This is a genomic window from Pandoraea bronchicola (assembly GCF_902459805.1).
GTDB classification, from domain to species: domain Bacteria; phylum Pseudomonadota; class Gammaproteobacteria; order Burkholderiales; family Burkholderiaceae; genus Pandoraea; species Pandoraea bronchicola.
On the sequence record NZ_CABPST010000010.1, the window covers coordinates 13,034 to 38,858 of the forward strand.

The 25,825-nt window shown below is 63.5% G+C and carries 22 protein-coding genes; 13 read left to right on the forward strand and 9 right to left on the reverse strand.

Annotation, left to right across the window (positions count from 1 at the left end; all coding sequences use genetic code 11):
- Positions 1-318: 318 nt before the first annotated feature.
- The 4 genes from PBR20603_RS17225 to PBR20603_RS17240 all read left to right on the forward strand — a co-directional run bounded on the left by PBR20603_RS17225 (position 319) and on the right by PBR20603_RS17240 (position 3,481).
- Positions 319-1,314 carry a YVTN family beta-propeller repeat protein gene (locus PBR20603_RS17225; RefSeq protein WP_150560732.1) on the forward strand — a complete coding sequence of 332 codons (996 nt, stop codon included), beginning with the start codon at positions 319-321 and terminating at the stop codon, positions 1,312-1,314.
- A 63-nt stretch (positions 1,315-1,377) separates the two neighbouring features.
- The gene (locus PBR20603_RS17230) at positions 1,378-1,629 is read left to right on the forward strand and encodes a hypothetical protein (RefSeq protein WP_150560733.1); all 252 of its coding nucleotides are present in this window, start codon (positions 1,378-1,380) and stop codon (positions 1,627-1,629) included.
- Positions 1,626-2,555: an EI24 domain-containing protein gene (locus PBR20603_RS17235; RefSeq protein WP_150560734.1), complete on the forward strand. Its 930-nt coding sequence runs from the start codon at positions 1,626-1,628 to the stop codon at positions 2,553-2,555. The genes PBR20603_RS17230 and PBR20603_RS17235 overlap by 4 nt, the downstream gene beginning before the upstream one ends.
- A gap of 86 nt (positions 2,556-2,641) precedes the next feature.
- Positions 2,642-3,481, forward strand: coding sequence for a competence/damage-inducible protein A (locus PBR20603_RS17240; protein ID WP_150560735.1), 840 nt, complete (start codon positions 2,642-2,644; stop codon positions 3,479-3,481).
- A gap of 98 nt (positions 3,482-3,579) precedes the next feature.
- Here the strand turns inward: PBR20603_RS17240 and PBR20603_RS17245 are convergent, their stop codons facing one another.
- Positions 3,580-4,596 carry a zinc-binding alcohol dehydrogenase family protein gene (locus tag PBR20603_RS17245; protein ID WP_150560736.1) on the reverse strand — a complete coding sequence of 339 codons (1,017 nt, stop codon included), beginning with the start codon at positions 4,594-4,596 and terminating at the stop codon, positions 3,580-3,582.
- 137 nt (positions 4,597-4,733) lie between these two features.
- Here PBR20603_RS17245 and PBR20603_RS17250 point away from each other — a divergent pair, with 137 nt between their 5' ends.
- The gene (locus PBR20603_RS17250; protein ID WP_150560737.1) at positions 4,734-5,663 is read left to right on the forward strand and encodes a LysR family transcriptional regulator; all 930 of its coding nucleotides are present in this window, start codon (positions 4,734-4,736) and stop codon (positions 5,661-5,663) included.
- Between the two features lie 14 nt (positions 5,664-5,677).
- On the opposite strand, the gene PBR20603_RS17255 is transcribed toward PBR20603_RS17250, so the two are convergent.
- Together PBR20603_RS17255 and fnr are read right to left on the reverse strand one after the other, a co-directional pair.
- Positions 5,678-6,112 carry a YybH family protein gene (locus tag PBR20603_RS17255; protein WP_150560738.1) on the reverse strand — a complete coding sequence of 145 codons (435 nt, stop codon included), beginning with the start codon at positions 6,110-6,112 and terminating at the stop codon, positions 5,678-5,680.
- 258 nt (positions 6,113-6,370) lie between these two features.
- On the reverse strand, positions 6,371-7,099 hold the full coding sequence (fnr, locus tag PBR20603_RS17260) for a fumarate/nitrate reduction transcriptional regulator Fnr (RefSeq protein ID WP_150560739.1): 729 nt from the start codon (positions 7,097-7,099) through the stop codon (positions 6,371-6,373).
- 326 nt (positions 7,100-7,425) lie between these two features.
- Here fnr and scpB point away from each other — a divergent pair, with 326 nt between their 5' ends.
- The 7 genes from scpB (at position 7,426) to truB (ending at position 17,630) form a co-directional block, all read left to right on the forward strand.
- Complete coding sequence (gene scpB / locus PBR20603_RS17265; RefSeq protein WP_150560740.1) at positions 7,426-8,646, forward strand: SMC-Scp complex subunit ScpB; 1,221 nt, start codon at positions 7,426-7,428, stop codon at positions 8,644-8,646.
- A 181-nt stretch (positions 8,647-8,827) separates the two neighbouring features.
- Positions 8,828-10,615, forward strand: coding sequence for a pseudouridine synthase (locus PBR20603_RS17270; protein ID WP_246174808.1), 1,788 nt, complete (start codon positions 8,828-8,830; stop codon positions 10,613-10,615).
- A gap of 423 nt (positions 10,616-11,038) precedes the next feature.
- Positions 11,039-11,497: a ribosome maturation factor RimP gene (rimP, locus tag PBR20603_RS17275; protein WP_150560742.1), complete on the forward strand. Its 459-nt coding sequence runs from the start codon at positions 11,039-11,041 to the stop codon at positions 11,495-11,497.
- On the forward strand, positions 11,494-12,969 hold the full coding sequence (gene nusA / locus PBR20603_RS17280; protein WP_150560743.1) for a transcription termination factor NusA: 1,476 nt from the start codon (positions 11,494-11,496) through the stop codon (positions 12,967-12,969). The genes rimP and nusA overlap by 4 nt, the downstream gene beginning before the upstream one ends.
- Positions 12,970-13,049: 80 nt before the next feature.
- Positions 13,050-16,016 (forward strand): translation initiation factor IF-2, encoded by a 2,967-nt coding sequence (gene infB / locus PBR20603_RS17285; RefSeq protein WP_150560744.1) that lies wholly within the window; start codon positions 13,050-13,052, stop codon positions 16,014-16,016.
- Between the two features lie 83 nt (positions 16,017-16,099).
- Positions 16,100-16,516 carry a 30S ribosome-binding factor RbfA gene (rbfA, locus tag PBR20603_RS17290; protein WP_042115707.1) on the forward strand — a complete coding sequence of 139 codons (417 nt, stop codon included), beginning with the start codon at positions 16,100-16,102 and terminating at the stop codon, positions 16,514-16,516.
- 127 nt (positions 16,517-16,643) lie between these two features.
- A complete protein-coding gene (gene truB / locus PBR20603_RS17295; RefSeq protein WP_150560745.1) occupies positions 16,644-17,630 on the forward strand; it encodes a tRNA pseudouridine(55) synthase TruB in 987 nt (328 codons plus the stop codon).
- A gap of 72 nt (positions 17,631-17,702) precedes the next feature.
- Here the strand turns inward: truB and PBR20603_RS17300 are convergent, their stop codons facing one another.
- The 6 genes from PBR20603_RS17300 to PBR20603_RS17325 all read right to left on the reverse strand — a co-directional run bounded on the left by PBR20603_RS17300 (position 17,703) and on the right by PBR20603_RS17325 (position 23,814).
- Positions 17,703-18,197: an acyl-CoA thioesterase gene (locus tag PBR20603_RS17300; RefSeq protein ID WP_039371959.1), complete on the reverse strand. Its 495-nt coding sequence runs from the start codon at positions 18,195-18,197 to the stop codon at positions 17,703-17,705.
- A gap of 274 nt (positions 18,198-18,471) precedes the next feature.
- Positions 18,472-20,028 (reverse strand): DHA2 family efflux MFS transporter permease subunit, encoded by a 1,557-nt coding sequence (locus PBR20603_RS17305; protein ID WP_150560746.1) that lies wholly within the window; start codon positions 20,026-20,028, stop codon positions 18,472-18,474.
- A 37-nt stretch (positions 20,029-20,065) separates the two neighbouring features.
- Complete coding sequence (locus PBR20603_RS17310) at positions 20,066-21,301, reverse strand: HlyD/EmrA/EmrK family protein (protein ID WP_150560747.1); 1,236 nt, start codon at positions 21,299-21,301, stop codon at positions 20,066-20,068.
- A gap of 79 nt (positions 21,302-21,380) precedes the next feature.
- Entirely contained in the window at positions 21,381-22,898 is a 1,518-nt protein-coding gene (locus PBR20603_RS17315; RefSeq protein WP_150560748.1) for an efflux transporter outer membrane subunit, read from the reverse strand.
- Positions 22,899-23,017: 119 nt separating this feature from the next.
- Positions 23,018-23,527 carry a MarR family winged helix-turn-helix transcriptional regulator gene (locus PBR20603_RS17320; protein ID WP_150560749.1) on the reverse strand — a complete coding sequence of 170 codons (510 nt, stop codon included), beginning with the start codon at positions 23,525-23,527 and terminating at the stop codon, positions 23,018-23,020.
- 77 nt (positions 23,528-23,604) lie between these two features.
- The gene (locus tag PBR20603_RS17325) at positions 23,605-23,814 is read right to left on the reverse strand and encodes a hypothetical protein (RefSeq protein WP_150560750.1); all 210 of its coding nucleotides are present in this window, start codon (positions 23,812-23,814) and stop codon (positions 23,605-23,607) included.
- On the opposite strand from PBR20603_RS17325, the gene typA reads away from it, so the two are divergent.
- The gene (gene typA, locus PBR20603_RS17330; protein ID WP_150560751.1) at positions 23,813-25,636 is read left to right on the forward strand and encodes a translational GTPase TypA; all 1,824 of its coding nucleotides are present in this window, start codon (positions 23,813-23,815) and stop codon (positions 25,634-25,636) included. The two genes, PBR20603_RS17325 and typA, sit on opposite strands and share 2 nt — an antisense overlap.
- The last annotated feature ends 189 nt before the right edge of the window (positions 25,637-25,825 follow it).

Consider the following 25,825-nt stretch of genomic DNA (forward strand, 5'->3'; position numbering starts at 1 on the left):
GGGGATGCAAGGCATGCAAGGCATGCGGGGGATGCTGGCGATACAGGTGTTTCGCTCAACGAGCGAAGCACCGGAGCGATCGTGGCATCCGGCGTCCCCTCCGGACGCCATTTTTTTGTATGCAATCCGAGCGCCGGTTTGCGCTACATCAGGAAGTCCCCGAATAGCGTTTCGCCAGATCGAAAAAGGTGCGCCGGGGGCGCGTTGGCGGGGCGTTCCCGGCCTACAATATCGAGACTTTTTCGAAGCACCGTCCCCGCGCGCTTCATCATCGTTTCAGTCATTTTTCTGCCCATTTTTCTCCCGAGAGACTCTGCAATGCGCAAACTTCTGATCGCTGCCAGTCTGGCTGCCTCCCTGGGTCTGGCTGCGCTCGCCGGGCCGGCCAGCGCAGCCGCGCCGGCGCCCGACAATGTCGTGGTCGTGCTCAACTCGGCCGATGCCAGCGTCAGCCTGATCGACAAGGCGACGCAGAAGGTCATCCAGACGTTCCCGGTCGGCAAGGAGCCGCACCACCTGATGGCCACGCCCGACAATCAGTCGCTCATCGTGGCGAATTCGGTGGGCAATAACCTTGTCTTCCTCGATCCGAAGACGGGGCAGATTCAGCGCAAGATCGAGAACATCGAAGACCCCTACCAGATCGGCTTCTCGCCCGACAAGAAGTGGTTCGTCGCCAACGCACTGCGCCTGGATCGGGTGGACGTGTACCGCTTCGACGGCAAGAACCTGAACGTCGCGCAGCGCATTCCGCTCAAGAAGATGCCCAGCCACCTGGTCTTCACGCAGGACAGCAAGCTCGTGTTCATCTCGTTGCAGGAGTCGAACGAGATTGCCGCCATCGATCTGGCCACGCAGAAGGTGCTGTGGAAACTGAAGGTGGGCGACAGCCCGGCAGGCGTATGGCTCACGCCGGGTGACAAGTATCTGCTCGTGGGCATGACGGGGGCCGACTACGCGGCTGTCGTCGACTGGCGCAACCAGAAGGTCATCAAGACGATTCCGACGGGCAAGGGCGCGCACAACTTCCGTTCGCTCGCCGATGGCAAGCACGTGCTGATTTCGAACCGCGTGTCGAGCACGATCAGCATCATCGATCAGGACGCCCTCACGAACGTGGGCAACATCACCGGACTGCTGCCGGGACCGGACGACATGGAGCTTTCGGCCGACCGGAAGACCCTGTGGGTGACATTCCGCTGGGCGCGCAAGGTGGGCATCATCGATCTGGCGCAGCGCAAGCTGATCAATACCATTGCGGTGGGACGCTCGCCGCACGGGATCTATTTCTACGACCGCGCGCCGGTGCTGTAACATCGGAGCATTGCCGCAAAGGCCCCACTGACCGGGCGTCCTCACGACGCCCGGCCCCGTTACATGTTCGATTCGCTGGTCGACGGTTTCTCCACCGCCTTCCCGGCGGTGCAGACCGAGATCTACACCCGCATCGTGCCGCCGGTGCTGTTTGCCACCGGGCCGATGTCGCTCTCCGGCGATGCCTTCGATGGCGTCCCTTTGCTCCTGATCGGCGCGCTCCAGATCGTGCTCATGCGCGTGCTGCTGCGTCGCCCCAACGCTTCCGATTCCACTTCTCGTACCGACGGCGCCGGCCGTACCGAATCTGCATGAACGATATTCTTCGCGCGCTTGGCCGCGCGCTCGTGAGTCTGTTGCATCCGCGCATGTTGTGGCTCACCGCAATGCCCTTCGTCGTCTCCGGCCTGATCTGGGGCGCCGTGATCTGGTTCGGCTGGGAGCCGTTTACCGACTTCCTGCGCGTCTGGCTCGAACAGTGGCAGTTCACCCAGTGGATCTATCGCTTCTTCGGCTATTTCGGCGTGGACAGTGTGCGCATGGCGCTCGCGCCGTTCATCCTCGTGGCGCTGCTCGTCCCGCTGATCGTCGTGACGGCGCTGCTGCTCATCGCGGGATGGTCGATGCCTGCCGTGCTGCGTCACCTCTCGCGCCGCCACTTCATTCATCTGGAGGCGCGGCAGGGCGGCTCGTTCTGGGGCAGTCTCGGACAGTCGCTGGGGGCGACGGCGGTTTTTCTGATTGCGGCACTCGTGACGCTGCCACTGTGGCTCGTGCCGCCGTTCTTCGCCATCGTGCCGCCGCTGTTGTGGGGTTGGCTGACCTATCGCGTGATGACCTATGATGCGCTCGCGTTTCATGCGAGTGCCGAGGAGCGGCGCCGGATCATGCGCGAGCGCCGTTTGCCGCTGCTGGTGATCGGGGTCGCAACGGGGCTGCTCGGCTCGCTGCCGACGCTCTTGTGGGTCTCGTCCGTCATCATGATCGTGCTGTTCCCTGTCATTGCGTTGCTGGCAATCTGGCTCTATGTCGTGATCTTCGTGTTCTCGGCGTTGTGGTTTGCGCACTACTGTCTGCGCGCGTTGTCGCGCTTGCGCGCGCAGGAGGCCACATGGCACGAGCCGGCGCTCGCCGCGACGGTGCTGCCGGACGCGGCCATGCTGTCCCCCGAGAGCGAAGACCTGCCGCCCGCATTGCCGCCGCCCGTGCCGGGACCGGGGCGATCGAACGGTTCACCGTGAAAGTGGCACAATCGCTTCACTGCGCGCTGCCGCCGGGCGGCGCCGCGCGTTTCCCCAGGCTCTGACGACAAGACAAAGGAAGCATCATGGCGGTAGGCATCATCATCATTGGCGACGAGATCCTCTCGGGACGTCGTCAGGACAAGCATCTGCCCAAGTTCATCGAGTTGCTCACCGAGCGTGGCATGCAACTGGACTGGGCCGAGTACGTGGGCGACGATCCGGCGCGCATCACGGCAACGCTGCGACGCACGTTCGCCAGCGACGATATCGTTTTCGTGACCGGCGGCATCGGCGCCACGCCCGACGATCACACGCGTCAGTGCGCGGCGGCGGCGCTGGGTGTGCCGCTGGTGCTCACGCCGCAAGCCGAAGCCCTCATCATGGAGCGCATTGCCGACACGAGTCCGGATGGCCGCGCCGACATGAGCCAGCCCGATAACCGGCATCGTCTCAAGATGGGAGAATTTCCGGCCGGCTCGCGCGTGCTGCCGAACCCGTACAACAAGATTCCCGGTTTTTCGATCGAGAAGCACCATTTCATGCCCGGTTTCCCGGTCATGGCATGGCCGATGATGGCGTGGGTGCTCGATACGGACTACGCGGCGCTGCATCATCTGACGAAACACACCGAGCGATCGATACTGGTGTTCGGGCTCGCAGAGTCGACGCTGACGCCGCTTATGGAGACCATCGAGGCCGAGTACGACGGCGTGAAGGTGTTCAGTCTGCCCAGCGTGGGCGATGCACAGCGCGGCGACGTTTATGCGCGCCGTCACATCGATCTGGGCGTGAAGGGTGACCCGGCGCAGGTCGGCGCGGCGTTCGAGCGTCTGATTGCCGGGGTGAACGCACTGGGCGGCGAGATCATTCACCCGGCCGAGGCCGATGCGCAGCGAGAAGGCGTGGTGTCGTCGGCGAAGTGAGCGTCGGGATTCGACGCAAGTAGAAACGGCGCTTGCCCATGACGGGCTAGCGCCGTTTTTCTTTGGCTGAAGCCGATGAAACCTTCGCCGTGCGTGGCTCAGAACCCGGCGAGCACGAGCTTGCCGATCGTGCGCCCGCCTTCGAGCTGCGCATGCGCGCGGCGCAGGTTCGCCGCGTTGATCGGGCCGATCACTTCACCGACCGTTGTGCGCAGCGTGCCCGCATCGACGAGCCGCGCGACTTCGGTGAGCAGCTTGTGCTGGGCGATCATGTCCGGTGTCTCGTACATGGCGCGCGTGAACATGAATTCCCAGACGAACGTCGCGCTCTTGCTCTTGAGCAAGCCGATTTCGAGCGGGCCGGCGTTCTCGACAATCGAGCAGATCTTGCCCTGCGGCGCGACGGCTTCGGCCATGGCAGGGAAGTGGGCGTCGGTGTCGTTCAGACACAACACGAAATCCACCTGCGGCATGCCTGCTGCCTTCAATTGCGCGGGGATGTCCTGATAGTGGTTGATCACGTATTGCGCGCCGAGCTGACGGCACCAGTCGGCCGATTCTGGGCGCGACGCCGTTGCCACGATGCTCAGGCGAGCCAGGCGCCGTGCGAGCTGAATGGCAATGGAGCCTACGCCACCGGCACCGCCGACTATCAGGATCGACTTGCCTTCGTCGGCGCCGTCAGGGGCGATGCCGAGGCGGTCGAAGAGGGCTTCCCATGCGGTGATCGTCGTGAGCGGCAGGGCGGCCGCATTCGCGAAGTCGAGCGACGCCGGCATGTGACCGACGATGCGTTCGTCCACAAGATGAAATTCGCTGTTCGCGCCCGGGCGGGTAATGCTGCCTGCGTAGTAGACCGGATCGCCGACCTTGAAAAGCGTGACGTCCGGGCCGATGGCGGCGACGGTGCCCGCCGCATCCCAGCCGAGCACGCGCGGCGTGGCTTCGACTTTGTCTTTAGGCGCGCGGACCTTGGTGTCGACGGGGTTCACGGAAATCGCTTCAACCTTGACCAACACGTCGCGCCCGGCCGGGGTGGGCGTCGGCAGTTCAATGTCTTCGAGCGATTTGGGGTCGTCAATCGGCAAGTAACGGGTCAATCCAATGGCTTTCATCTGTATTCTCCTGAGGTTGCGGCACGCCGTGCGCGGTGATGCGACGACGCACCCAATGCGATAGCGAGAGACTACGGCGAGTCGATTGCTTTGATAATTCGCATAATGCAGAAAAGATCTTTTGGAAAATCCGTCAAATGGCATTGGACCTCGATACAGTGGCGTTGTTCGTGCGCGTGGCGGCGCTCGGTAATGTCTCGGCAGCAGGACGTGAGCGGGGACTTTCGCCAGCCACGGCGAGCACACGGCTGGTGCAGTTGGAAGGGACGCTGGGCGCACGGCTGCTGCACCGGACGACGCGGCGCGTCGCGCTGACACAGGAGGGGGAGGTGTTCCTGCTCCAGGCGCAGGCGCTGCTTGCCGCTGAGGCGCAGGCGCTGGCGTGCGTCGGGCAGGGGCAGGCGGCACCGCAGGGGCGCTTGCGGGTGTCGTGTTCGTCGTCGTTCGGGCGCCAGCATGTCTCGCCGGCATTACCCGAATTTCTCGAGCGCTATCCGGGTATTTCATTGGAGTTCCGGCTGACGGATCGGGTGGTCGACCTGATCGAGGAGGGCGTGGATCTGGCGATTCGCGTGGGAGCGTTGCGCGATTCGACGTTCGTGGCGCGCCAGCTCGCGACGAACCGGCGCACGTTGTGCGCATCGCCGGCGTATCTCGCGGCGCATGGTGCCCCGAAACACCCCGGCGACCTTGCCGGACACGAGTGCCTGATTCTCGGTGAGCAACGCGATTGGCGATTCGTCACGCCGGGCGGCACGCTGAACGTGCGTGTGGGCGGGCGTCTTGCTTCGGATAACGGCGAGGTGCTGCGCGACGCTGTGCTGGCGGGGCTCGGTATTGCGCTCAAGTCCACGTGGGACATCGGCGCGCATCTGCGGCGGGGAGAACTGGTGCCGGTGCTGCCGGCGTATCCGCTGGCGGAGGAGGTGGCGATCTGGGCCGTCTACCCGAGCCGGGTGTTCGTGCCGCCCAAGACGCATGCGCTGATCGAATTCCTGCAAGCGCGCTTCGGCCCCACGCCGTACTGGGATGCGATCGATATCCCGCTGGCGCCGCATTCGTCGTAGTGACGTGACGGGCGTCAGTGCAGGCGATGACTGCGGGCCTGCTGCGTGCTCGGTTCCTCGTGACCGATGGCCGGGCTGGCGTGATGCAGCGCGAGCCGCCAGCCGTCGGCCTCCTTCAGGTAGACGTTGGTGGCGAGCACGAAGGCGTAACGCGCCTCCGGATGCGTTTCGACCCGAATCTGCTCGAGCACGTTGTGGACGGCGCACAGCGGATTGCGTGCGACCTGCAAGTGACTTACCGCCACCTGTAACCCGCCGTTGGCGAGGATCTGGCGCCAACTCGTGCGCACGGCCGCCGGGCCGACATGCCTCGGCCCCGAGGGGTGAATGCAGACGATTTCTTCGTCTTCCGACCAGACATCCATCAGCGTATCGATGTCGCCAGCGCGCAGCGCCTCGTAGTAAGCGTGCTCGGCGTCTTCCGGACTCAGGAAAATGGCAGCGGGCATAACGGCAGCCTCCGTCGGGGGTGATGCGCCGGGCCGCGGGTGTGCCGCCTGGCGAACGCGCCGATTATGGAGGGTTTGCCCGACCTTGTCGAACGCCCGGCCAGCAGCGGCTGCGGTGAGCGATTCTTGATCTGGCGCAAGGCAAGGCCGGCGCAGGGCCGGTAGCTTATGGGTAACGCGGGGAAGCGTAAGCCAGCGAGGGGGGCTTGAGGGGAATGGCAGGCGGCGGGGACGCTCAGGCGCCCCCGGTAGCGGGTCTCAGCAGGGTGCGCCCGCGAGTTCACGCAGGGCCATGGCGTCGACGATCTTGACGTGACGCTGACGGATTTCGATCATGCCGTTCTGTGCGAAACGCGAGAACAGACGGCTGACGGTTTCGAGCTTGAGGCCGAGGAAACTGCCGATTTCTTCACGGCTCATGCGCAGGACGAATTCATTGGCCGCATAGCCGCGCGCGGCCAGCCGCTCGGAAAGATTGATCAGGAATACGGCCAGGCGCTCCTCGGCACGCATCGTCCCGAGCGCGAGCAGTTGCTGGTGTTCGTTGCGGATTTCCTGGCTCATCAGGCGGTGGAGCTGGCGTTGCAGCGACGGCAGTTGACGCGACAGCGTCTCCAGTTCGCCGAAGCGTGCGATGCACAACTCGCTGTCTTCGAGCGCGACGGCGGTGCTCGGGTGGTGGTTGTCGGCCACGGCGTCCAGGCCGATCAGCTCGCCCTGAAGGTGGAAGCCGACGACTTGCTCGCGACCGTCGGGCGCGGTGACGCAGCTTTTCAGCGAGCCGAAGCGGATGCCGTAGACGGCGTTCAGATCATCGTTGGCGTGATAAAGCACTTCGCCTTTCTTGAGGCGACGGCGCTCGCTTACGAGTGTGTCCAGTCGTTCCAGCTCGGTTTCCGGAATGCCGACGGGCAGACAGAACTGCCCCAGCGAACACGTGGAGCAACGGGGCTGGGCGACGGGAATGCGACCGATCTCGGTGGTCATGGAGGTCCCTGAAGTTATTAAGAGAGTTTATCATGGGGCGTCGACCTATCGTTTTCCCTGCCGAGACGTCAGGGTTTCGACGGCGCTTTACGGGCGTCGGTGTTTCAGTAATAATTGCGCACATACCGGACGTCCGTCTCGCCGAACCATCGGCCTGGGCGTTTTCCCGGCAGGTCGTTCGAAGCATCCAGGTTGCGCCGCCGTCACTACGACCGAACACAAACGGGCGCGCGCTTATGCGAAGCGGTTACGACCGCTTCTCGTGTTCCAAGCATCCATTTATTCCTGATACCGGGTCGCCAAGCCCCCGGTTTGCTTAGTCGCACATGAATACCCAAGAGGCGAAACTCGTCCTCGAGACCGCGTTGATTTGCGCGCAGGAGCCGCTCAAGGTCGGCGATCTGCGCAAGCTCTTCAATGACGCCGTGTCAGGTGACACGGTGCGCGCGCTGCTCGAGGAAATCCGCGTGCAATGGGATGGCCGAGGTGTGGAATTGGTGGCATTGGCCACCGGCTGGCGTTTCCAGAGCCGTCCGCGCATGCGTGAATACCTTGATCGCCTCAATCCGGAGAAGCCGCCGAAGTATTCGCGCGCCGTGATGGAGACGCTGGCGATCATTGCATACCGTCAACCGGTCACGCGAGGCGACATCGAAGAGATTCGCGGCGTGACGGTCAACACGCAGATCATCAAGCAGCTCGAAGATCGTGGCTGGATTGAGGTCATTGGTCATCGCGATGTGCCTGGGCGCCCTGGCCTGTACGCCACGACGAAGGACTTCCTCGACGATCTGGGGCTGCGTGCACTCGATGCGTTGCCGCCGCTCGAAGATCCGGCGGCGCAGGCGCAGATCGATCTGCTCGCGCAGCAAAACATCGAGTTCGGCGAGCGTGCCGAGGGCGAGGCGGGTGACGAGGCGGCGTCCGACGACGCGCCGGTGGCCGATGCCGATGCGCTGGCGCGTCTCGCGCAAGCCCGCGCCGACGACTTGCCGCTTGCCCAGGGGGTGCCGGAAGATCAGCGTCCTGCGGCGTTGGCCGAAGAAGAATTGACGCAAGACGCTTTGCTCGATGCGGTGTTGGCGGAAGGCGAAGGTTTGCCGGACGCGCTGCGCGAGGCGTCGGCAAAGGACTCGGCCGAAATTGCGCCAGACGCCGCGGAACTCGCGGACATCGCACGCGTCAGTGAGCAAGTCGATGCGACGCAGGGCGACGTGTCTGACGGCGATGTGCGCGACGAGGCAAAAGCTGCACTCGACACCGAACTGCCGGAGGGCGACATTTCCGGCCGGACAGCGAATGAGGCGCCGGACGAGGAATATTCCGAAGAATCGGGGTCTGTGGTGTCGGTCGGCGACGATCCGCCGCAAGATGCGCAGGACGTAGCGACGCAGGCGGCAGATCCCGCCGCGTCGGTCACGCAGGAGGTTTCCCCGCACGCTGTCGACTCGGCAGCGAATGAAGCCGCCGCCGGACAGCCCATGTCCGGTGCGATGGATGACGACGAGAACGACGGGGACGACAAGAATCTCGTCACCGGTACCTGAAGGCACCGGCGCCTGGCGCCGGGAACACCCGCGGGACCGTTAGCGATAAGAACGAAGTCGCGGCAAGAATTTGCCGCGCATTCATGGTGCGAACACGGATCAGGACAGCCATTTTTGCCTGCCCACGACGATCCCGTTTTCCAATGAGGTTGTGTTGAAACAAAACGAAGAATCCCAGGACCTGCACGCACGCGATGCCGGTGCCGAAGCACGTGCGCCGGAAGGCGAGGGCGGCGACGAAAAAGCGTCGCGCCGCGGTTTGCGCCGTGGTCCGCGCAGTCTGATCGCCCGCCGTCGTGCGGCTCAGCAAGCCAAGCGAGAAGGCGAGGACGGTGGCGCAGGTGAGGCCGCCGCACCGGACGCCACGCGAGGTGCTCCGTCTGACGACGCACCGCAAGGGCTCGCAACGGGCGCCGACGGTGCACCGTCGGCCGCTCAGGGGCGCCCCCGTAATGGCGCGCGCAAGCCGCGTGGCGGCAAGCGCGACGGTGCCTCGCAAGCATCGCAGCCCGCACAGGCCGGAGGCGGCGCCGCCGGCGGTGCAGCCCCTGGCGGCAAGGCGCCACAAGGGGCCAAGGGCCGTGGCCGCAAGGGCGCGCCCGGTGCTGGCGGTGCCCGAGGCAATGCCGGTGGCAAGGGCGGTGATGACGATCTGTTCTCGTTCGTGACGTCAGGCGGCTTCGACAGTGAGGAGTCCGATGGCGATGCCAAGGCTGCCGCCAAGCGCGGCCGCCGCCCGGCGGATCGCCGCGTGCTTTCGCCGGACGATGAGGCCCCGAAGCTGCACAAGGTGCTTGCCGAAGCCGGTATGGGTTCGCGTCGCGAGATGGAGGAACTGATTCTCGCCGGGCGCGTGTCCGTCAACGCGGAACCGGCTCACATCGGGCAGCGCATTCTGCCGACCGATCAGGTTCGCATCAACGGCAAGCTCGTCAAGCGTCGCATCACGAGTAAGCCCCCTCGCGTGCTGCTGTATCACAAACCGGCGGGCGAAATCGTCAGCCATGCCGATCCGGAAGGCCGCGCGTCGGTGTTCGACCGCCTGCCGCCGATGAAGACGGCCAAGTGGCTCGCCGTCGGCCGTCTGGACTTCAACACGGAAGGCCTGCTGATTCTGACGACGTCCGGCGATCTGGCGAACCGGTTCATGCACCCGCGTTATGAAATCGAGCGTGAATACGCCGTGCGTACCGTGGGGCAGTTGAGCGAAGCGTCGCGCCAGCAACTGCTGCATGGCATCAAGCTGGATGATGGCGAGGCCAACTTCCTGCGCCTGAAAGATGGCGGCGGCGAGGGTTCGAATCACTGGTATCACGTAGCGCTGGCTGAAGGCCGGAACCGCGAAGTGCGCCGTATGTTCGACGCGGCGGGGCTGATGGTGAGCCGCCTGATCCGCACGCGTTACGGCCCGTTGACGCTGCCGCGCGGCCTCAAGCGCGGTCGTTACGAAGAACTGGACGATGCACAGGTCCGCTCGCTGTTTGCGTCCGTCGGCATGAAGATGCCGGGTGCGAGCGCCGACGACAAGCCCAGGGGTGCTCGTGGCGGCAAGCCCGGTGTGCCGAAGGAGCCGCGTCGTCAACCGGATCCGATGCAGACCGCCCTGGGCGTATTCAGTCGCGAGCCGGGACAGTCGCGCCGCCCCCGTGCGAATCCGCTGACGGCGTTCGTCGGCCCGAGCGGCGGCTATCCGGGGCAGGCGCCTTCACCGCGCGGTGAAGGCAGACGCTTCGGCGGTGGTAACTCGACCGGCGGCGGTGGTTTCGGCGGCCGCTCGCGCGGCGGCAATGGTAACGGCGATGCCAATGGCAATCGCAGCCGGGGCGGCAACCGGGCGGGCGGCAGTGGCGGCGGCAACGGCAACAGCAACAGCGGTGGCGGTGGCGGTGGCGGTGGCGGTGGCGGTGGCGGTGGCGGTGGCGGTAATCACGGCAACCGTGGCAATCGCGGCGGTAACCGTTCGCGTTGAGGCTGCCCGAACGCCCCGACAGAGACGGCGTAGACGGATGGGCGGTGGTGAGCGATCGCTGCCCCCATCCTGCACCGCAACAACGTTGCATCGATGCCTGTCAGGCGGGCTTTTGGGGCGCCAAGCGTTGCAAATCGGCCCAAAATCATATAAAATCAATGAATAAGCTGGTTTGCGTGCCACGCGATCTGTTGCGGCGCGCACCTCATGCGCAATGAGGCTGTAAGAAATGGGCGTTTCGCCCATTTTTTTTTGCCGCGAGCGTTTTACGCGCGGCCGATGCCGCCGCGTCGGGGAGTGGGTGTGCCGACACAGGTACGCCGGCCCGGGCGGTCGAGGCAGGTATCGTGCGACGTCCCATGCGGGGCGCGCAGACATGTCGGGCGCTGCTAATGCGCGCGAGTTTTTCTAGGGTGAGCAAAGTTGCAATTGCCAGAACTGATCGAGACCACGGTCGAAGGCCTGGGTTACGAGCTGGTCGATCTTGAACGCGCCGGCGGTGGTTTGCTGCGTGTCTACATCGACAAGCCGGAAGGCATCACGATCGATGACTGCGAGACGGTGAGCCGTCAGCTCTCGCATGTCCTGATGGTCGAGAACGTCAATTACGACCGACTCGAAGTGTCGTCGCCGGGGCTGGATCGTCCGCTGCGCAAGCTGCGTGACTTCGAGCGTTTTGCCGGTGCGGAAGTGAGTCTTACGTTGCGTGTGCCGCTGGAAGGCCGCAAGCAGTTTCGCGGCATCCTGCAGGCACCGCAAGGCGAAAACTTGAGCCTGGAGTTCGAAGGCAAGGGCGGCCCGGCGCTGCTCGATTTCACCCTCGCGGATATTGACCGTGCGCGCCTTGTGCCGCAGATTGATTTTAGGAGTCGCAAACGATGAGTCGCGAAGTATTGCTGTTGGTCGATGCGCTCGCGCGCGAAAAGAACGTCGACAAGGATGTCGTGTTCGGCGCGCTTGAAGCAGCATTGGCTTCGGCCACCAAGAAGCGCTACACCGAAGACGTCGACATTCGCGTGCACATCGACCGCGAGTCGGGCGAGCACGAGAGCTTCCGTCGCTGGCTGGTAGTGCCGGACGAAGCGGGTCTGCAGGAGCCGGACAAGCAGATCCTGTTGTTCGAAGCAAAGGAAGAAAACCCGTCGATCGAAGTCGACGAGTTCATCGAAGAGCCGGTGGAATCGCTGGAGTTCGGCCGTATCGGTGCGCAGGCAGCCAAGCAGGTCATTCTGCAGCGTATTCGCGATGCCGAGCGCGAGCAAATCCTGTCGGACTTCCTCGATCGCGGCGAAAAGATCATGACCGGTACGGTCAAGCGTCTCGATAAGGGCAACCTGATCGTCGAGTCGGGTCGCGTCGAAGCGCTGCTGCGTCGCGATCAACTGATCCCGAAAGAAAACCTCCGTATCGGTGACCGCGTTCGCGCTTACATCGTGAAGGTCGACCGCACGGCACGCGGCCCCCAGATCGAACTCTCGCGCACCGCGCCGGAATTCCTGATCGAGCTGTTCGGCATGGAAGTGCCGGAAATCGAGCAAGGTCTGCTGGAGATCAAGTCGGCGGCTCGCGATCCTGGCGTGCGCGCCAAGATCGCCGTGGTGGCATACGACAAGCGCATCGATCCGATCGGTACTTGCGTGGGCATTCGCGGCACGCGTGTGCAGGCAGTGCGTAACGAGCTGGGCGGCGAGAACGTCGATATCGTGCTGTGGTCGGAAGACCCGGCGCAGTTCGTGATCGGCGCGCTGGCGCCTGCGGCGGTGCAGTCGATCGTCGTGGACGAAGAAAAGCACAGCATGGACGTCGTCGTCGACGAGAACGAACTGGCGGTGGCGATCGGTCGCAGCGGTCAGAACGTGCGCCTCGCGTCGGAGCTGACCGGCTGGCAAATCAACATCATGACGCCGGATGAATCGGCCGAGAAGCAGAACGAAGAGCGCGGCACGCTGCGTACGTTGTTCATGCAGCGTCTCGATGTGGATGAAGAAGTGGCTGACATCCTGATCGAGGAAGGTTTCTCGAGCCTGGAAGAGATTGCCTACGTGCCCCTGAACGAAATGCTCGAGATCGAAGCATTCGATGAAGACACGGTGCATGAGCTGCGCAATCGTTCGCGCGACGCACTGCTGACACAGGCGATTGCCACCGAGGAAAAGGTCGAGGGTGTTGCGCTCGATCTCAAGAGCCTCGACGGCATGACGCCCGAGTTGCTGGCCAAGCTGGCCGAGCATGAAATTCAGACGCGCGATGATCTGGCCGAGCTGGCTGTTGACGAACTGACCGAGATGACCGGCGTCGACGAAGAAGCTGCGAAGGCATTGATCATGAAAGCGCGAGAGCACTGGTTCCAATGATGACCTGCCCCGGCATGCATATGGAACAGTGAACTTTGAAGTTAACCGCAAGGCGCCTGGCCTTGCTTGAAGAGGTTTGAATGGCGAGCATCAACGTAGCCCAATTTGCTGCAGAACTGAAAATGCCGGCCGGCGTGTTGCTGGAGCAACTCAAAGCCGCCGGCGTGGACAAACTCAGCGCCGACGATTCGCTGACGGAAGCCGACAAGGCCCGTCTGCTGGAGCACCTGCGCCGGTCCCACGGCGCTGGCGACGGCGACAAAAAGAAGATTACTCTGACGCGTCGCCAGACCTCGGAAATCAAGCAAGCCGACGCGACCGGCAAGGCACGCACGATTCAAGTCGAAGTGCGCAAGAAGCGCACCTTCGTCAAGCGTGACGACGCCGTGGAAGGCGCGGAAAACGCGGCGGCGGCCGCCGCCGAAGACGAAGCCCTTCGTCAGCGTGAGGAAGACGCACGCCGCGAAGCGGAGCGTCTGGCGGCGGAAGCTGCCGAGCTCAAGCGTCGCCAGGAACAACTGGAGCGCGAAGAAGCCGAGCGTCGTGCGCGCGAAGAGAAGGAAGCTGCCGAGCGCCGAGCGCGTGAGGAAGCGGAGCGTGCGGCCGCAGCGGCCAAGGCAGCCGAAGAGCAGAAGGCCAAGGCCGAAGCCAAGGCTGACGCCGAAGCCGATAAGGTTGCCAGCGTGGACGCCGAAGCGGCTTCCAAGGCGGATGCCGAAAAGGCTGAAAAGGCCGAGCAAGCCGAAAAGGCGGCAGCGGCCAAGGCCGACGCCGAGCGCGAGCAGGCCCGCAAGGCCAGCGAAGAAGCGCGTGCCGCCGCCGAGAAGGCGAGCGCAGCCGCCGACAAGGCGCGTGCCGAAGAGGAAGCCATTCGCAAGCGTCGCGCTGCGGCGGAAGCCGAAGCGCGTGCGATTCGCGAAATGATGAATGCACCGCGTCGCGTGCTGAAGGCGCCGGAGCCGGCACCTGCCGCCGCCGTCGCGCCCAAGGCCGAAGCGAAGGGTACGTTGCACAAGCCGGCCAAGCCGGAAGGTGCCGCGGCCGCCAAGCCGGCGGACAAGAAGCCGGCCGCCGCAGCGCCGGCGTCGACGGCCGGTGCCGCAGACAAGAAGGACAAGAAGGGCGGGGCTTGGCAGAAGGATGCCGATAACCGTAACAAGCGTGGCGGCATGAAGACGCGCGGCGACGCCAGCGGTGGTTCGGATGGTTGGCGCGGCGGTGGCCGTGGCGGCCGCCGTGGCGATCGCCATTCGCAGGACGGTCAAGCCTTCCAGGCGCCGACCGAGCCGGTGGTTCGCGACGTGCATGTGCCGGAAACGGTCAGCGTTGCCGATCTCGCGCACAAGATGTCGGTCAAGGCCGCAGAAGTCATCAAGCTGATGATGAAGATGGGCCAGATGGTGACCATCAACCAGGTGCTGGACCAGGAAACGGCAATGATCGTGGTGGAGGAACTTGGCCACCGTGCGATCGCTGCGAAGCTGGACGATCCGGAAACGCTGCTGGAACTGGGCAACGAAGCGAAGGAAGTCGAATCGCTGCCGCGTCCCCCGGTCGTGACCGTGATGGGTCACGTCGACCACGGCAAGACCTCGCTGCTGGACTACATCCGTCGCGCCAAGGTGGCGTCGGGCGAAGCGGGCGGTATTACGCAGCACATCGGTGCGTATCACGTTGAAACGCCGCGCGGCACGGTGACGTTCCTCGACACGCCGGGTCACGAGGCCTTTACGGCCATGCGTGCCCGTGGTGCACAGGCAACGGACATCGTGATTCTTGTGGTCGCGGCGGACGACGGTGTGATGCCGCAGACGAAGGAAGCGATTGCTCACGCGAAGTCGGCCGGTGTGCCGATCGTGGTGGCGATCAACAAGATCGACAAGCCGGAAGCCAACCCGGAACGCGTGAAGCAGGAACTCGTGGCCGAAGGCGTGGTGCCGGAAGAGTACGGTGGCGATTCGCCGTTCGTGCCGGTGTCGGCCAAGACGGGTACGGGCATCGACGATCTGCTCGAGAACGTGCTGCTGCAGGCCGAAGTGCTGGAGCTGAAGGCGCCGGTCGACGCGCCGGCCAAGGGCATCGTGATCGAAGCGAAGCTGGACAAGGGTAAGGGTCCGGTGGCGACGATTCTGGTGCAGTCGGGTACGCTCAAGCGTGGCGACATGGTGCTGGCCGGCCAGGCTTACGGCCGTGTGCGCGCCATGCTGGATGAAACCGGCAAGAACGCGAAGGAAGCCGGTCCGTCGATCCCTGTGGAAATTCAGGGTCTGTCGGAAGTGCCGGGCGCCGGTGAAGAAGTGCTGGTGGTTCAGGACGAGCGCAAGGCGCGTGAAATCGCCCTGTTCCGTCAGGGCAAGTTCCGCGACGTGAAGCTGGCCAAGCAACAGGCCGCGAAGCTCGAGAACCTGCTGGAGCAGATGACCGAAGGGGAAGTGAAGACGCTGCCGCTGATCATCAAGGCCGACGTGCAGGGTTCGCAGGAAGCGCTGGCGCAATCGCTCAACAAGCTCTCGACGCCGGAAGTGCGTGTGCAGATCGTGCACGCAGCGGTGGGCGGCATCAGCGAAAGCGACGTCAACCTGGCAACGGCTTCGAAGGCGGTCATCATCGGCTTCAACACGCGTGCCGATGCACTGGCGCGCAAGCTGGCCGAGTCGAACGGTATCGACATTCGTTACTACAACATCATCTATGACGCTGTGGATGAAGTGAAGGCAGCGATGTCGGGCATGCTGGCGCCGGAGAAGAAGGAAGTCATCACGGGTCTCATCGACGTGCGCCAGACGTTCAGCGTACCGAAGATCGGGAAGGTCGCTGGCTGTATGGTCCTCGACGGCTTCGTCAAGCGTTCGTCGCATGTGCGTGTGTTGCGCGACAACGTGGTCATCTACACGGGCGAGCTGGATTCGCTCAAGCGCTTCAAGGATGACGTGAAGGAAGTCAAGTCCGGCTTCGAGTGCGGTCTGTCGGTGAAGAACTTCAACGACATCACGGAAGGCGACCAACTGGAAGCGTTCGAAATCACGGAAGTTGCGCGCTCGCTGTAACGCGATTTGCACAACCGATGTGAAATGGCCCACCAAGCCGGGAAACCGGCGGCGTGGGCCATTGCATTATTAGCGAGTTTGTTATGGCAAAGAAACGTGGCGTTCCGGGTCGGAATCTTCGTATCAACGACCAGATCCAGCGCGATCTGTCGGAGTTGATTCAGCGCGAAGTGAAAGACCCGCGTATTGGTCTGGTCACGCTGCAAAGCGTGGAAGTGACGCCTGACTATGCGCATGCGAAGGTGTTTTACACGACGCTCACCGGCGACCCGAAGGCCACCGGCGAGGCGCTCAACGAGGCGGCCGGCTATCTGCGCAATCTGCTGTTCAAGCGGTTGCACATCCACACGGTGCCGACGTTGCACTTCCACTTCGACCAGTCGATCGAACGTGCGATCGAAATGTCGCGGCTGATCGATACCGCCAACGCCACGCGCGCGAAAGAAGAGGCGGGCGAGGGCGACGCGCAGGACAGCGACAAGGAAGACGACGGCAAGTAAGCCGTCGATTGACGACGCAGCCTGCCGGGCTGGCCGATGGCGAGCCCGGTGGTCTTGCGATGCCTGAGCACTGGTAATGGGTGCCAGGGTTCGACTCCCACAAGACACTCTCAAGCAATCCCGCATCATGACGGACCCGCGTTCGCAGGCACCCCGCCAAAAACTCCCCCGTTTCGCCCTCGATGGCGTGCTGCTGCTGGACAAGCCACTGGGCCTGTCGTCCAATGACGCGCTGATCAAGGCCAAGCGTCTGTTGCAGGCGTTGAAGGCGGGGCATACCGGTACGCTCGACCCGTTGGCAACCGGTTTGTTGCCACTGTGTTTCGGCGAGGCGACCAAGTTCTCGCAGGACTTGCTCGAGGCCGACAAGACTTACGAGGCGCGTGTGCGTCTTGGTGAGACGACAACCACAGGCGACGCGGAAGGCGAGGTGCTGCTGACGCGCCCCGTGACCGTGGACGAAGCGGCGATTCGTGCGGTGCTGCCGCGTTTCACCGGACCGATCTCGCAGGTGCCACCGATGTACTCGGCGCTCAAGCGCGATGGCAAGCCGCTGTACGAATACGCGCGCGCCGGGCAGACCCTTGAGCGCGAAGCGCGCGAGATCACGATCCATCGGCTGGAAATGACGGCGTGCTCGTTGCCCGAAGCTGCCGAATTCACCTTTCTCGTGACGTGCAGCAAGGGCACCTACGTGCGCACGCTGGCAGAAGACATTGGCGAAGCGCTGGGCTGCGGGGCGCATTTGCGCGCGCTGCGCCGCACGGCAGTCGGGCCGCTGACGCTGGAAGGGGCCGTCACGCTGGAAGACCTCGCGGCGATCGATCACGCGCAACGCGTGGAGAAACTGGCGCCGGTCGATGCGCTTCTGAAGACGCTGCCCGCCGTTTGGCTCGACGAAACGCTGGCAAAGCGGTTCGCTCACGGGCAACGTCTGCGTCTGGACGAGACGCGCTGTCCCCAGCCGCTGCGCGCTTGCGCCGCATCACACGACGACCTTGAGGTGAAGGTCTACGCCGAAGCCGTCGGTGACGGCGCAGCGCGATTGCTGGGGGTTGCGCGGCTGGATGCAGAGGCGCTGCTCACACCGCAGCGCCTGTTGAAAACGCAGTAAGCGGTGGTTTCGGGGGGGGCGGTGGGCGGCGCGCTGTTGCGCCTCGCCGTCACCCGTTCCCGCTGGCACTCGTCAGTTGGCGACGTTCTCGGGCTTGAGTTCGACGATGGCGTCCAGCGCGGCCTTGACGTCCATTGCATACTTGGCCAACGCCTTTTGCTCTTCCGTCTTCGGCTCGAAGGACGGCACACTGACCGGGTGATTGCTTTCGTCGACGGCGACGAACACCATCAGGCAGTCGGTCGTCTGACGCAGTTCGCCCCACTTGGGATCGCCCGCATGCACCGATACATGGATGTGCATGCTGGTGCGGCCCGTCGCCACGATGCGTGCGCGCAGTTCCACCAGATTACCCACCAGAATCGGACGGCGGAAGCGGATGTTACCGACGCTGACCGTCACACAATAGCGCCCCGACCACGTGGCGGCGCAGGCATATGCCACTTCGTCGATCCACTTCATGAGGGAGCCCCCATGCACCTTGCCACCGAAATTGACGGCGGCCGGCTCGGCCAGGAAGCGGAAGGTGACTTCGGAGCGTTCGCTCTGATTCTGCGGGGTGTTCATGATGTTTGCGTGTGTGCGGGCTGATGGTTCTTTCCCTGCCGCCGTGCGGTCTTTGTGCCGCCAGTCGGGGGATGCGCAATGATACTGCGATTGCGTAAGGCGTGCCGGCGCCTCGCGCAAGTCCGCGCTCACGTGATTACCGCGTTTTGGCTGCTATAGCAGTCGCTTGCCCGCGCCGTCCTCTGCCATAAAAAAACCCCGCTAACCTCAGCGGGGTTCAAGAAGTGCCCGGTCGTACAGAGCAGGTCCGGGCACTCGGGGGGAAGACTTGGCTTCAGTGGGCGCCGGCCGCAGCGTCTGCGCCACCGCCACCGCCGCCCTTCATCGGGCGCGTGATCCACACCATCGCGATCATCAGCACGAACAGCATCGCCGAGATCCAGAAAATGTCGTTGGCACCGAGCATGGCCGACTGCTGTGTGACCAGCCGATCGATGTAGCCGTTGGCCTGTGGCGTTGTCATGCCGAGCTGGTTGAGGGTCTCTACCGAGGCATTGAACGTCGGATCGTACGGCGTGAGGTGCTCAGTCAACTGTGCATGGTGCAGTGTGATCCGGTTGTCCCACATGGTCGTTGCAATCGACGTACCGACTGCGCCGCACGTAATCCGCACGAAGTTGGATAGACCCGCCGCGGCCGGAATGCGATGGGCTGGCAACCCCGACAGAATGATGGCCGTGAGGGGGATGAAGAACATCGACATCGGCACCCCCTGAAGGAACGTCGGAATCATCAGCGTGCGCGTATCAACGAGCGTGTTGAAGTGCGAGCGCATCACGAACACCAGCGCGAACAGCATGAACGAGACGGTCACGACCCAGCGGGCGTCGAGCTTTGGCAGCGTCTTGCCGATGATTGGCGACAGAATGATGGCGAACAGCCCCACCGGCGCCATCACCAGACCGGCCTCCGTGGCCGTGTAGCCGAGGTAGATCTGCAACCACTGCGGCAGGATCACCAGGTTCCCGAAAAACAGGCCATAGCCGACCGAAATGGCCACCACGCCGCCGGTAAAATTGACCCGCTTGAAGAGCGTCAGGTCGACAACCGGATGCTTCTCGGTAATCTCCCAGATGACGAAGAAGCAGAACGACACCAGCGCCACGAGTGCGAGCGCGACAATGGTCGACGAATTGAACCAGTCGAGTTCCTTGCCTTTGTCCAGCATCACTTGCAGCGAGCCGACCCACAACACGAGCAAAGCCAGCCCGACGGTATCGATCGGTTTGCGTTGCGTAGGTGTTTCGCGCTTGGCGTAGATCAACCACGTGACGTACGCGGCGGCAATGCCGACCGGAATGTTGATGTAGAAAATCCAGGGCCAACGGTAGTTATCGGAGATCCAGCCGCCGAGAATCGGGCCCATCACTGGCGCGACGAGCGTTGTCATGCCCCAAAGCGCCAGGGCCATCGAACTCTTCGCGGGTGGATAGCTCGAGAGCAGCAGCGATTGCGAGAGCGGGATCATCGGCCCGGCCACGGCGCCCTGCAGCACGCGGGCCGCAAGCAGGATCTCGAGCGTGGGGGCCATGCCGCACAGCCACGAGGCCAGTACGAACAACAGGATCGATGTGATGAACAGTCGCACCGCGCCGAAGCGTTCGGTGAGCCAGCCCGTCAGCGGCACCGAAATGGCGTTGGCGACGGCGAACGACGTGATCACCCATGTTCCCTGGCTCGACGAGACACCGAGGTCGCCGGAAATGGCGGGAATCGATACGTTGGCAATCGAGGTGTCGAGCACGTTCATGAACGTGGCGAGCGACAACGCGATGGTGCCGAGTACCAACTGCCCCCCCGACAGGGGAGCAGGCGTGTTTTGATTTGCCATGAGATGTCAAAGGGGGTGGGGGGCACCCCCCTCCGCTTTACAGGGGACGTGCGCGAGCCGGTTGATTGCGCGTGTCGTTAGTGCCGCCGGCGCCAGAGGCAGCCGCAGCACCCGCGTTTTCGGTAATGATCTTGGCGACGATGTCGTCGGCGTCGTGGCCGACTTTGTCGTACACGTCGGTCGAGTACACCGGCAGCGTCGGCGCTTCACCCAGCTCCTTGCCGTCCGTGTTGCGCACGTTGACCTTGACCTGCATCGACAGACCGACACGCAGCGGATGCTCTTGCAACTGCTTCGCGTCGAGCGCGATACGCACCGGCAGACGTTGCACGACCTTGATCCAGTTACCCGTGGCGTTCTGCGCCGGCAGCAGCGAGAAGGCGCTGCCCGTACCTGCCGAGAAGCCCGCGACCGTGCCCTTGTATTCGACTGCCGAACCGTACACGTCAGCCGTGAGCGTCACCGGTTGACCCACGCGCATGTGCGCGATCTGCACTTCCTTGAAGTTGGCATCGACCCAGACTTGGTTGAGCGGCACCAGCGCCATGAGCGGGGCACCCGTCGCCACGCGCTGGCCCACCTGCACCGAGCGCTTGGCCACGTAGCCATCGACCGGGGCCGGAATCGACGTGCGGGCATAGTCCAGGTACGCCGCGCGCACTTGTGCTGCAGCCTGCTGCACGTTCGGATGCGTGGTCACCGAGGTCTTGTCCGTCAGCGCTTTGTTCGACACCAACTGTGCACGTGCCTGTTCGAGCCCGGCTTGTGCCGATTTCACGGCGTCCTGGGCGTGGGCCAGTTCTTCGCGCGACACGGCGCCCGTCGCAATCGCCATTTCGCGACGCTTCACGTCGGCCTGTGCCTTGGCCAGTTCCGATTCGCGCATTGCCACGGTAGCGGCATAGGCGTCGTTGTTCACGAAATACGTGCGCACCTGGCGCACGGTCTGCGCCAGATTCGCCTCGGACTTGAGCAACGCCACGCGGGCGTCGGTCTGATCCAGGGTGACCAGCGGCTGGCCGGCCTTGACCATCTGCGTGTCATCGACCTTCACGCCAGTGACGGTGCCTGCCACCTGCGGGGTGATCTGCACTACGTTGCCCGCGACATAGGCGTCGTCGGTATCTTCGTAGTAGCGCGCATACAGTGCGTAATAGGCACCGTAGCCGATGGCCGCGATGGCGATCACGGCGGTCAGCGTCAGCATCATGCGGCGGCGCTTGCCATTGCCTTGGGCCGGCTGGGCAGGGGCTTGTTGTTGGTTCTCGCTCATCATTTGCTCCGTACTAATCTCTCAATGTGCTTTGACGTTGTCTTGTGTGTTCTGTGTGACGTGCAGCTTGCCTTGCCGGTCAGTGCGTCTGTGCGGCGTCGCCTTCGGCGCTCGCCGGGCGTTCCTGACCCACGACGAGGCCCGACGCCTGCGCATCGAATCCACCGCCCAATGCCTTGATCAGGCCAATCTGCTGGTCGCGGCGTGCGCTGTCGATATTCACGCGCGCCTGTTCCTGCGCGAGCAGCGACGACTCTGCGGTGAGCACGGTCAACTGCGGCGTGAGCCCGGCTTTGTACCGGTCGACGGCCAGATCGTAGGCACGCTGTGCGGCGTCCTGCGCCACGCGCTGCGACACCATCTGCTTGTCGGCCGAACGGATCGACGACATGCGATCGGCAATGTCGCCAAGCGCCTTGTTGAGCGTCGAGTCGTAATTCGCGACCGCGCTCTCATATGCGGCGTACTGGCCCTTCAGGTTGGCGCGCAGACGGCCGCCGTCGAAGATGGGCAGCGAAATCACGGGGCCGGCCTGAATGGTCTGGCTGGTCGGATCGATCAATTTGCCCAGCCCGAAGGTGGAGAAACCGAACGCGGCGTTGAGGTTCACGTCCGGATAGAAACGTGCCTTCGCAACGTCCACGCCCTTGAGCTGCGCTTCCACACTCCAGCGTGCAGACACGATGTCGGGGCGACGGCCAAGTAGCGCGAGCGGCAGGTTGTCGGGCAGCGCCGGCGTGGGCAACTGGGCCAGCTTGGGCGGCGCGATTTCAAGGCCGCGGTCCGGCCCCTTGCCGAGCAACACGCCGAGTTGATGGCGCGTCAAGAGGATCTGGCCGTCGAGCTGGGCAATTTGCGTCTGAATGTCGGCAGTGTTGCTGTCGGCCTGCTTCTGCTCGACTTGCGTGTCGAGACCGGCGCGAACGCGATCCGAGGTGAGCTTGCCGAGGTTCTGGCGTTGCCGGCTGACACGCTCCAGGACATCGTGCAGTGCGTATTGCTGGGCGAGTTGGTTGTACGAGCGCGCGACGGCCGTTGCCAGCGCGAGCCGCACTTCCTGATCTTCGGCCGCTTCGGCACGCTCGGCCGACGTAGCTTGCGCACGTGCCGAGCGGTTCTTGCCCCACAGGTCGAGTTCCCACGACAGCGAGGCCGTCAGGTCGCCCTGCGTGAACCAGGTGCCACCGTAGCCAGGCGGGTAGATCGTGTTTTCGGTGAATTTTTCGCGATAGACGTCGGCCGAGAAGCCGACCGACGGCAGCAACGCTGCGGCGGCGCCTTCCGTCTGCGCCTGCGCCGCTTTCAGTCGGGCGGCAGCCATGGCCAGATCGGGGTTGCCTGCGAGCGCTTCGTCGATCAGAGCGACGAGCTGCGGATCGCCAAAGCGCTTCGCCCAGTCGGTGCCCGGCCATTGGCCGCCCTCGGAGGGCAGGCTGCGCTGGGTCTGATATTGATCGGGGGTGCTGATCTGCTTGTCGCTGTGGATGCCGGCGAAATTCGCACAACCGGCAAAGCCCAGCGTCACAGCCGCCAGGCAAAGGGCGGAAATCGCTGAACGGGCCCGCAGATGCGGGAGGAACGGTGAGGCCGCTTTCATCGCAAAACCTTTACGAGAGAAGTCTTGTACTGACAATAATCGGGAATTGGGCACCGACGAGCGTATGAAATAGTGGACTCGTCATGCTTTTCTGAGGCAAATCGGAACGGTTTTCGCCGTCACCCCGACTCGCCATTGGCGATCACCCGCCGCAACAGGCTCTTCAGAAAACCCACTTCTTCCACGCTGAAACCGCGCATCAGATGGTCGGCGGCACGCACGAAAATATCGGGCATCCGATCGGCCATCGCGTAGCCAGCTTCGGTCGCACTCAGGTTCACCGTGCGGCGGTCCATCTTGCTGCGCTCGCGCACCAGCAACCCATGTGCTTCGAGGCGGTCCAGCAGGCGCGTCACCGCGCTCGCATCGATACAGTAATCGCGCGCCAGATCGGCCGCCGTCTTGCTCTTGCCCGTGGCCACCTTATAAAGCATGGTCGCCTGCGTACTCGTCAGGCCGTACTGCGACGTTTCCTTCGTCAACTCGGCCAGGATCAACTGACGCACCCGGGCGACGAGATACCCGAGGGAATCATCGATGTCGTACGCATTGCGCGGAGGGTCACTCTGAGGCGCTTCCGGCTGTGACGTCGGCGCGGTCGCGGGGAGGGTGTCGGGCGGTTCGGCCATTTTCGTGTTGCTGCAATAGTTGACTAGTCACGATTATAGCGGTCACTTAATAAATTTCAAGGCCATGCAATAGTTGACTAGGCAAATATTGCGGAGAAAATTAGATCCTTTGCTCTAGATTGGTGCGCAACGGCAGGAAAGGAGGGGGTGGGGGCGAGAAGAATTTCGCGACGATGGCGCGCCAAAGCCGGCCGCCGTTGTTGCATTGCAGAAAGGCCATGACGTGAGACATGCGCAAGTGGTAGAATCGCGGATTCTCCAAAGGCTTTTTCGAGCATCTCTTTCATGACCCGCGCTCTCCGTAATATCGCCATCATCGCGCACGTCGACCACGGCAAAACCACGCTCGTCGACAAGTTGCTGCGCCAGTCGGGCACTTTCCGCGAAAACCAGCAAGTCGCTGAACGCGTGATGGACTCGAACGACATCGAAAAAGAGCGCGGCATCACGATCCTCGCCAAAAACTGCGCCGTCGAGTACGAAGGCACGCACATCAACATCGTCGATACCCCGGGACACGCGGACTTCGGCGGTGAAGTGGAGCGTGTGCTTTCGATGGTCGACAGCGTGTTGTTGCTCGTCGACGCCGTCGAAGGCCCGATGCCGCAAACGCGCTTCGTGACCCGCAAGGCTCTCGGCCTCGGTCTGAAGCCGATCGTCGTCGTCAACAAGATCGACCGTCCGGGCGCACGTCCGGAATGGGTGATCAACCAGACGTTCGACCTGATGGACAAGCTCGGCGCCACCGACGAGCAACTCGACTTCCCGGTTGTCTACGCCTCGGCCCTGAACGGCTTCGCCAGCCTCGACCCCAATGCGCGCGAAGGCACCATGCGCCCGCTGTTCGACGCCATTCTCGAGCATGTGCCCGTGCGTGAAGCCGATGCCGACGCGCCGCTGCAACTGCAGATCAGCTCGCTCGACTACTCGACGTTCGTTGGCCGTATTGGTATCGGCCGCATCACGCGTGGCCGCATCAAGCCGGGCCAGCAAGTGGTGATGCGCTTCGGTCCGGAAGGCGAAGTGCTCAAGCGCAAGATCAATCAGGTGCTGACCTTCGAAGGTCTGGAGCGCGTGATGTCGCCCGAAGGCGCGCAAGCCGGCGACATCGTGCTGATCAACGGTATTGAAGACGTGGGTATCGGCGCAACGATTTGCGACGTGGACACGCCGGAAGCCCTGCCGCTGCTGACTGTGGACGAGCCGACGCTCACCATGAACTTCTGCGTGAACACGTCGCCGCTGGCCGGCCGTGAAGGCAAGTTCGTGACGAGCCGTCAGATCCGCGATCGCCTGCACAAGGAACTGAATCACAACGTGGCGCTGCGCGTGAAAGACACGGCGGAAGACTCCGTCTTCGAAGTGTCGGGCCGTGGCGAACTGCACCTGACGATTCTCATCGAGAACATGCGTCGCGAAGGCTATGAACTGGCCGTGTCGCGTCCGCGCGTGGTGCTCAAGGAAATCGACGGCGTGAAGCACGAGCCGTACGAAATGCTGACCATCGACCTGGAAGACGATCACCAGGGCGCAGTCATGGAAGAAATCGGCCGCCGCAAGGGCGAAATGCTCGACATGGTGTCGGACGGCCGTGGCCGCACGCGCCTCGAGTACCGCATTCCGGCTCGCGGCCTGATCGGCTTCCAGGGCGACTTCCTGTCGATGACCCGTGGCACGGGCCTGATGAGCCACATTTTCGACGCTTACGCACCGCTCAAAGACGGTAACTTGGGCGAGCGCCGCAACGGCGTGCTGATCTCGCAGGACGACGGTGCTGCCGTGGCCTACGCGCTTTGGAAGCTGCAGGATCGCGGCCGCATGTTCGTGTCGCCGGGCGACGCCCTGTACGAAGGCATGATCATCGGTATCCACAGCCGTGATAACGACCTCGTGGTCAATCCGATCAAGGGTAAGCAGCTCACGAACGTGCGTGCGTCGGGTACCGATGAAGCCGTGCGTCTGGTGCCGCCGATCGCGATGAGCCTTGAATATGCCGTCGAGTTCATCGACGACGACGAGCTGGTCGAAGTCACGCCGCAGACGATCCGTCTGCGCAAGCGCTACCTCAAGGAACACGAGCGTAAGCGCGCATCGCGTGAAGAGAAGTAAAGCCGGAGATGGCGTTGCGGCGTAGCGGAGGAATGTCTGCTGCGCACTGACGCGGGTCTGTTGGAAAGAAAGCCGGTGCCTTGCACCGGCTTTTTTGTTTCTGTTGTGATTTCCGACATGCGGTGCACAGGTGCCTGCATGCTGTCGATAGCCCCCGAGAGGACCACGCCGTGTGCGCGTCCGTTCCGT

Excerpts from the sequence above, each read along its gene's own strand:
- PBR20603_RS17320 (WP_150560749.1), bottom strand. The coding sequence starts at position 23,527 with ATGGCCGAACCGCCCGACACCCTCCCCGCGACCGCGCCGACGTCACAG.
- PBR20603_RS17240 (WP_150560735.1), top strand. The coding sequence starts at position 2,642 with ATGGCGGTAGGCATCATCATCATTGGCGACGAGATCCTCTCGGGACGT.
- PBR20603_RS17230 (WP_150560733.1), top strand. The coding sequence starts at position 1,378 with ATGTTCGATTCGCTGGTCGACGGTTTCTCCACCGCCTTCCCGGCGGTG.
- infB (WP_150560744.1), top strand. The coding sequence starts at position 13,050 with ATGGCGAGCATCAACGTAGCCCAATTTGCTGCAGAACTGAAAATGCCG.
- PBR20603_RS17245 (WP_150560736.1), bottom strand. The coding sequence starts at position 4,596 with ATGAAAGCCATTGGATTGACCCGTTACTTGCCGATTGACGACCCCAAA.
- PBR20603_RS17325 (WP_150560750.1), bottom strand. The coding sequence starts at position 23,814 with ATGAAAGAGATGCTCGAAAAAGCCTTTGGAGAATCCGCGATTCTACCA.
- fnr (WP_150560739.1), bottom strand. The coding sequence starts at position 7,099 with ATGACCACCGAGATCGGTCGCATTCCCGTCGCCCAGCCCCGTTGCTCC.
- PBR20603_RS17250 (WP_150560737.1), top strand. The coding sequence starts at position 4,734 with ATGGCATTGGACCTCGATACAGTGGCGTTGTTCGTGCGCGTGGCGGCG.
- PBR20603_RS17235 (WP_150560734.1), top strand. The coding sequence starts at position 1,626 with ATGAACGATATTCTTCGCGCGCTTGGCCGCGCGCTCGTGAGTCTGTTG.
- PBR20603_RS17310 (WP_150560747.1), bottom strand. The coding sequence starts at position 21,301 with ATGAGCGAGAACCAACAACAAGCCCCTGCCCAGCCGGCCCAAGGCAAT.
- typA (WP_150560751.1), top strand. The coding sequence starts at position 23,813 with ATGACCCGCGCTCTCCGTAATATCGCCATCATCGCGCACGTCGACCAC.
- PBR20603_RS17300 (WP_039371959.1), bottom strand. The coding sequence starts at position 18,197 with ATGAACACCCCGCAGAATCAGAGCGAACGCTCCGAAGTCACCTTCCGC.
- truB (WP_150560745.1), top strand. The coding sequence starts at position 16,644 with ATGACGGACCCGCGTTCGCAGGCACCCCGCCAAAAACTCCCCCGTTTC.
- PBR20603_RS17315 (WP_150560748.1), bottom strand. The coding sequence starts at position 22,898 with ATGAAAGCGGCCTCACCGTTCCTCCCGCATCTGCGGGCCCGTTCAGCG.
- rbfA (WP_042115707.1), top strand. The coding sequence starts at position 16,100 with ATGGCAAAGAAACGTGGCGTTCCGGGTCGGAATCTTCGTATCAACGAC.
- nusA (WP_150560743.1), top strand. The coding sequence starts at position 11,494 with ATGAGTCGCGAAGTATTGCTGTTGGTCGATGCGCTCGCGCGCGAAAAG.
- PBR20603_RS17305 (WP_150560746.1), bottom strand. The coding sequence starts at position 20,028 with ATGGCAAATCAAAACACGCCTGCTCCCCTGTCGGGGGGGCAGTTGGTA.
- scpB (WP_150560740.1), top strand. The coding sequence starts at position 7,426 with ATGAATACCCAAGAGGCGAAACTCGTCCTCGAGACCGCGTTGATTTGC.
- PBR20603_RS17225 (WP_150560732.1), top strand. The coding sequence starts at position 319 with ATGCGCAAACTTCTGATCGCTGCCAGTCTGGCTGCCTCCCTGGGTCTG.
- PBR20603_RS17255 (WP_150560738.1), bottom strand. The coding sequence starts at position 6,112 with ATGCCCGCTGCCATTTTCCTGAGTCCGGAAGACGCCGAGCACGCTTAC.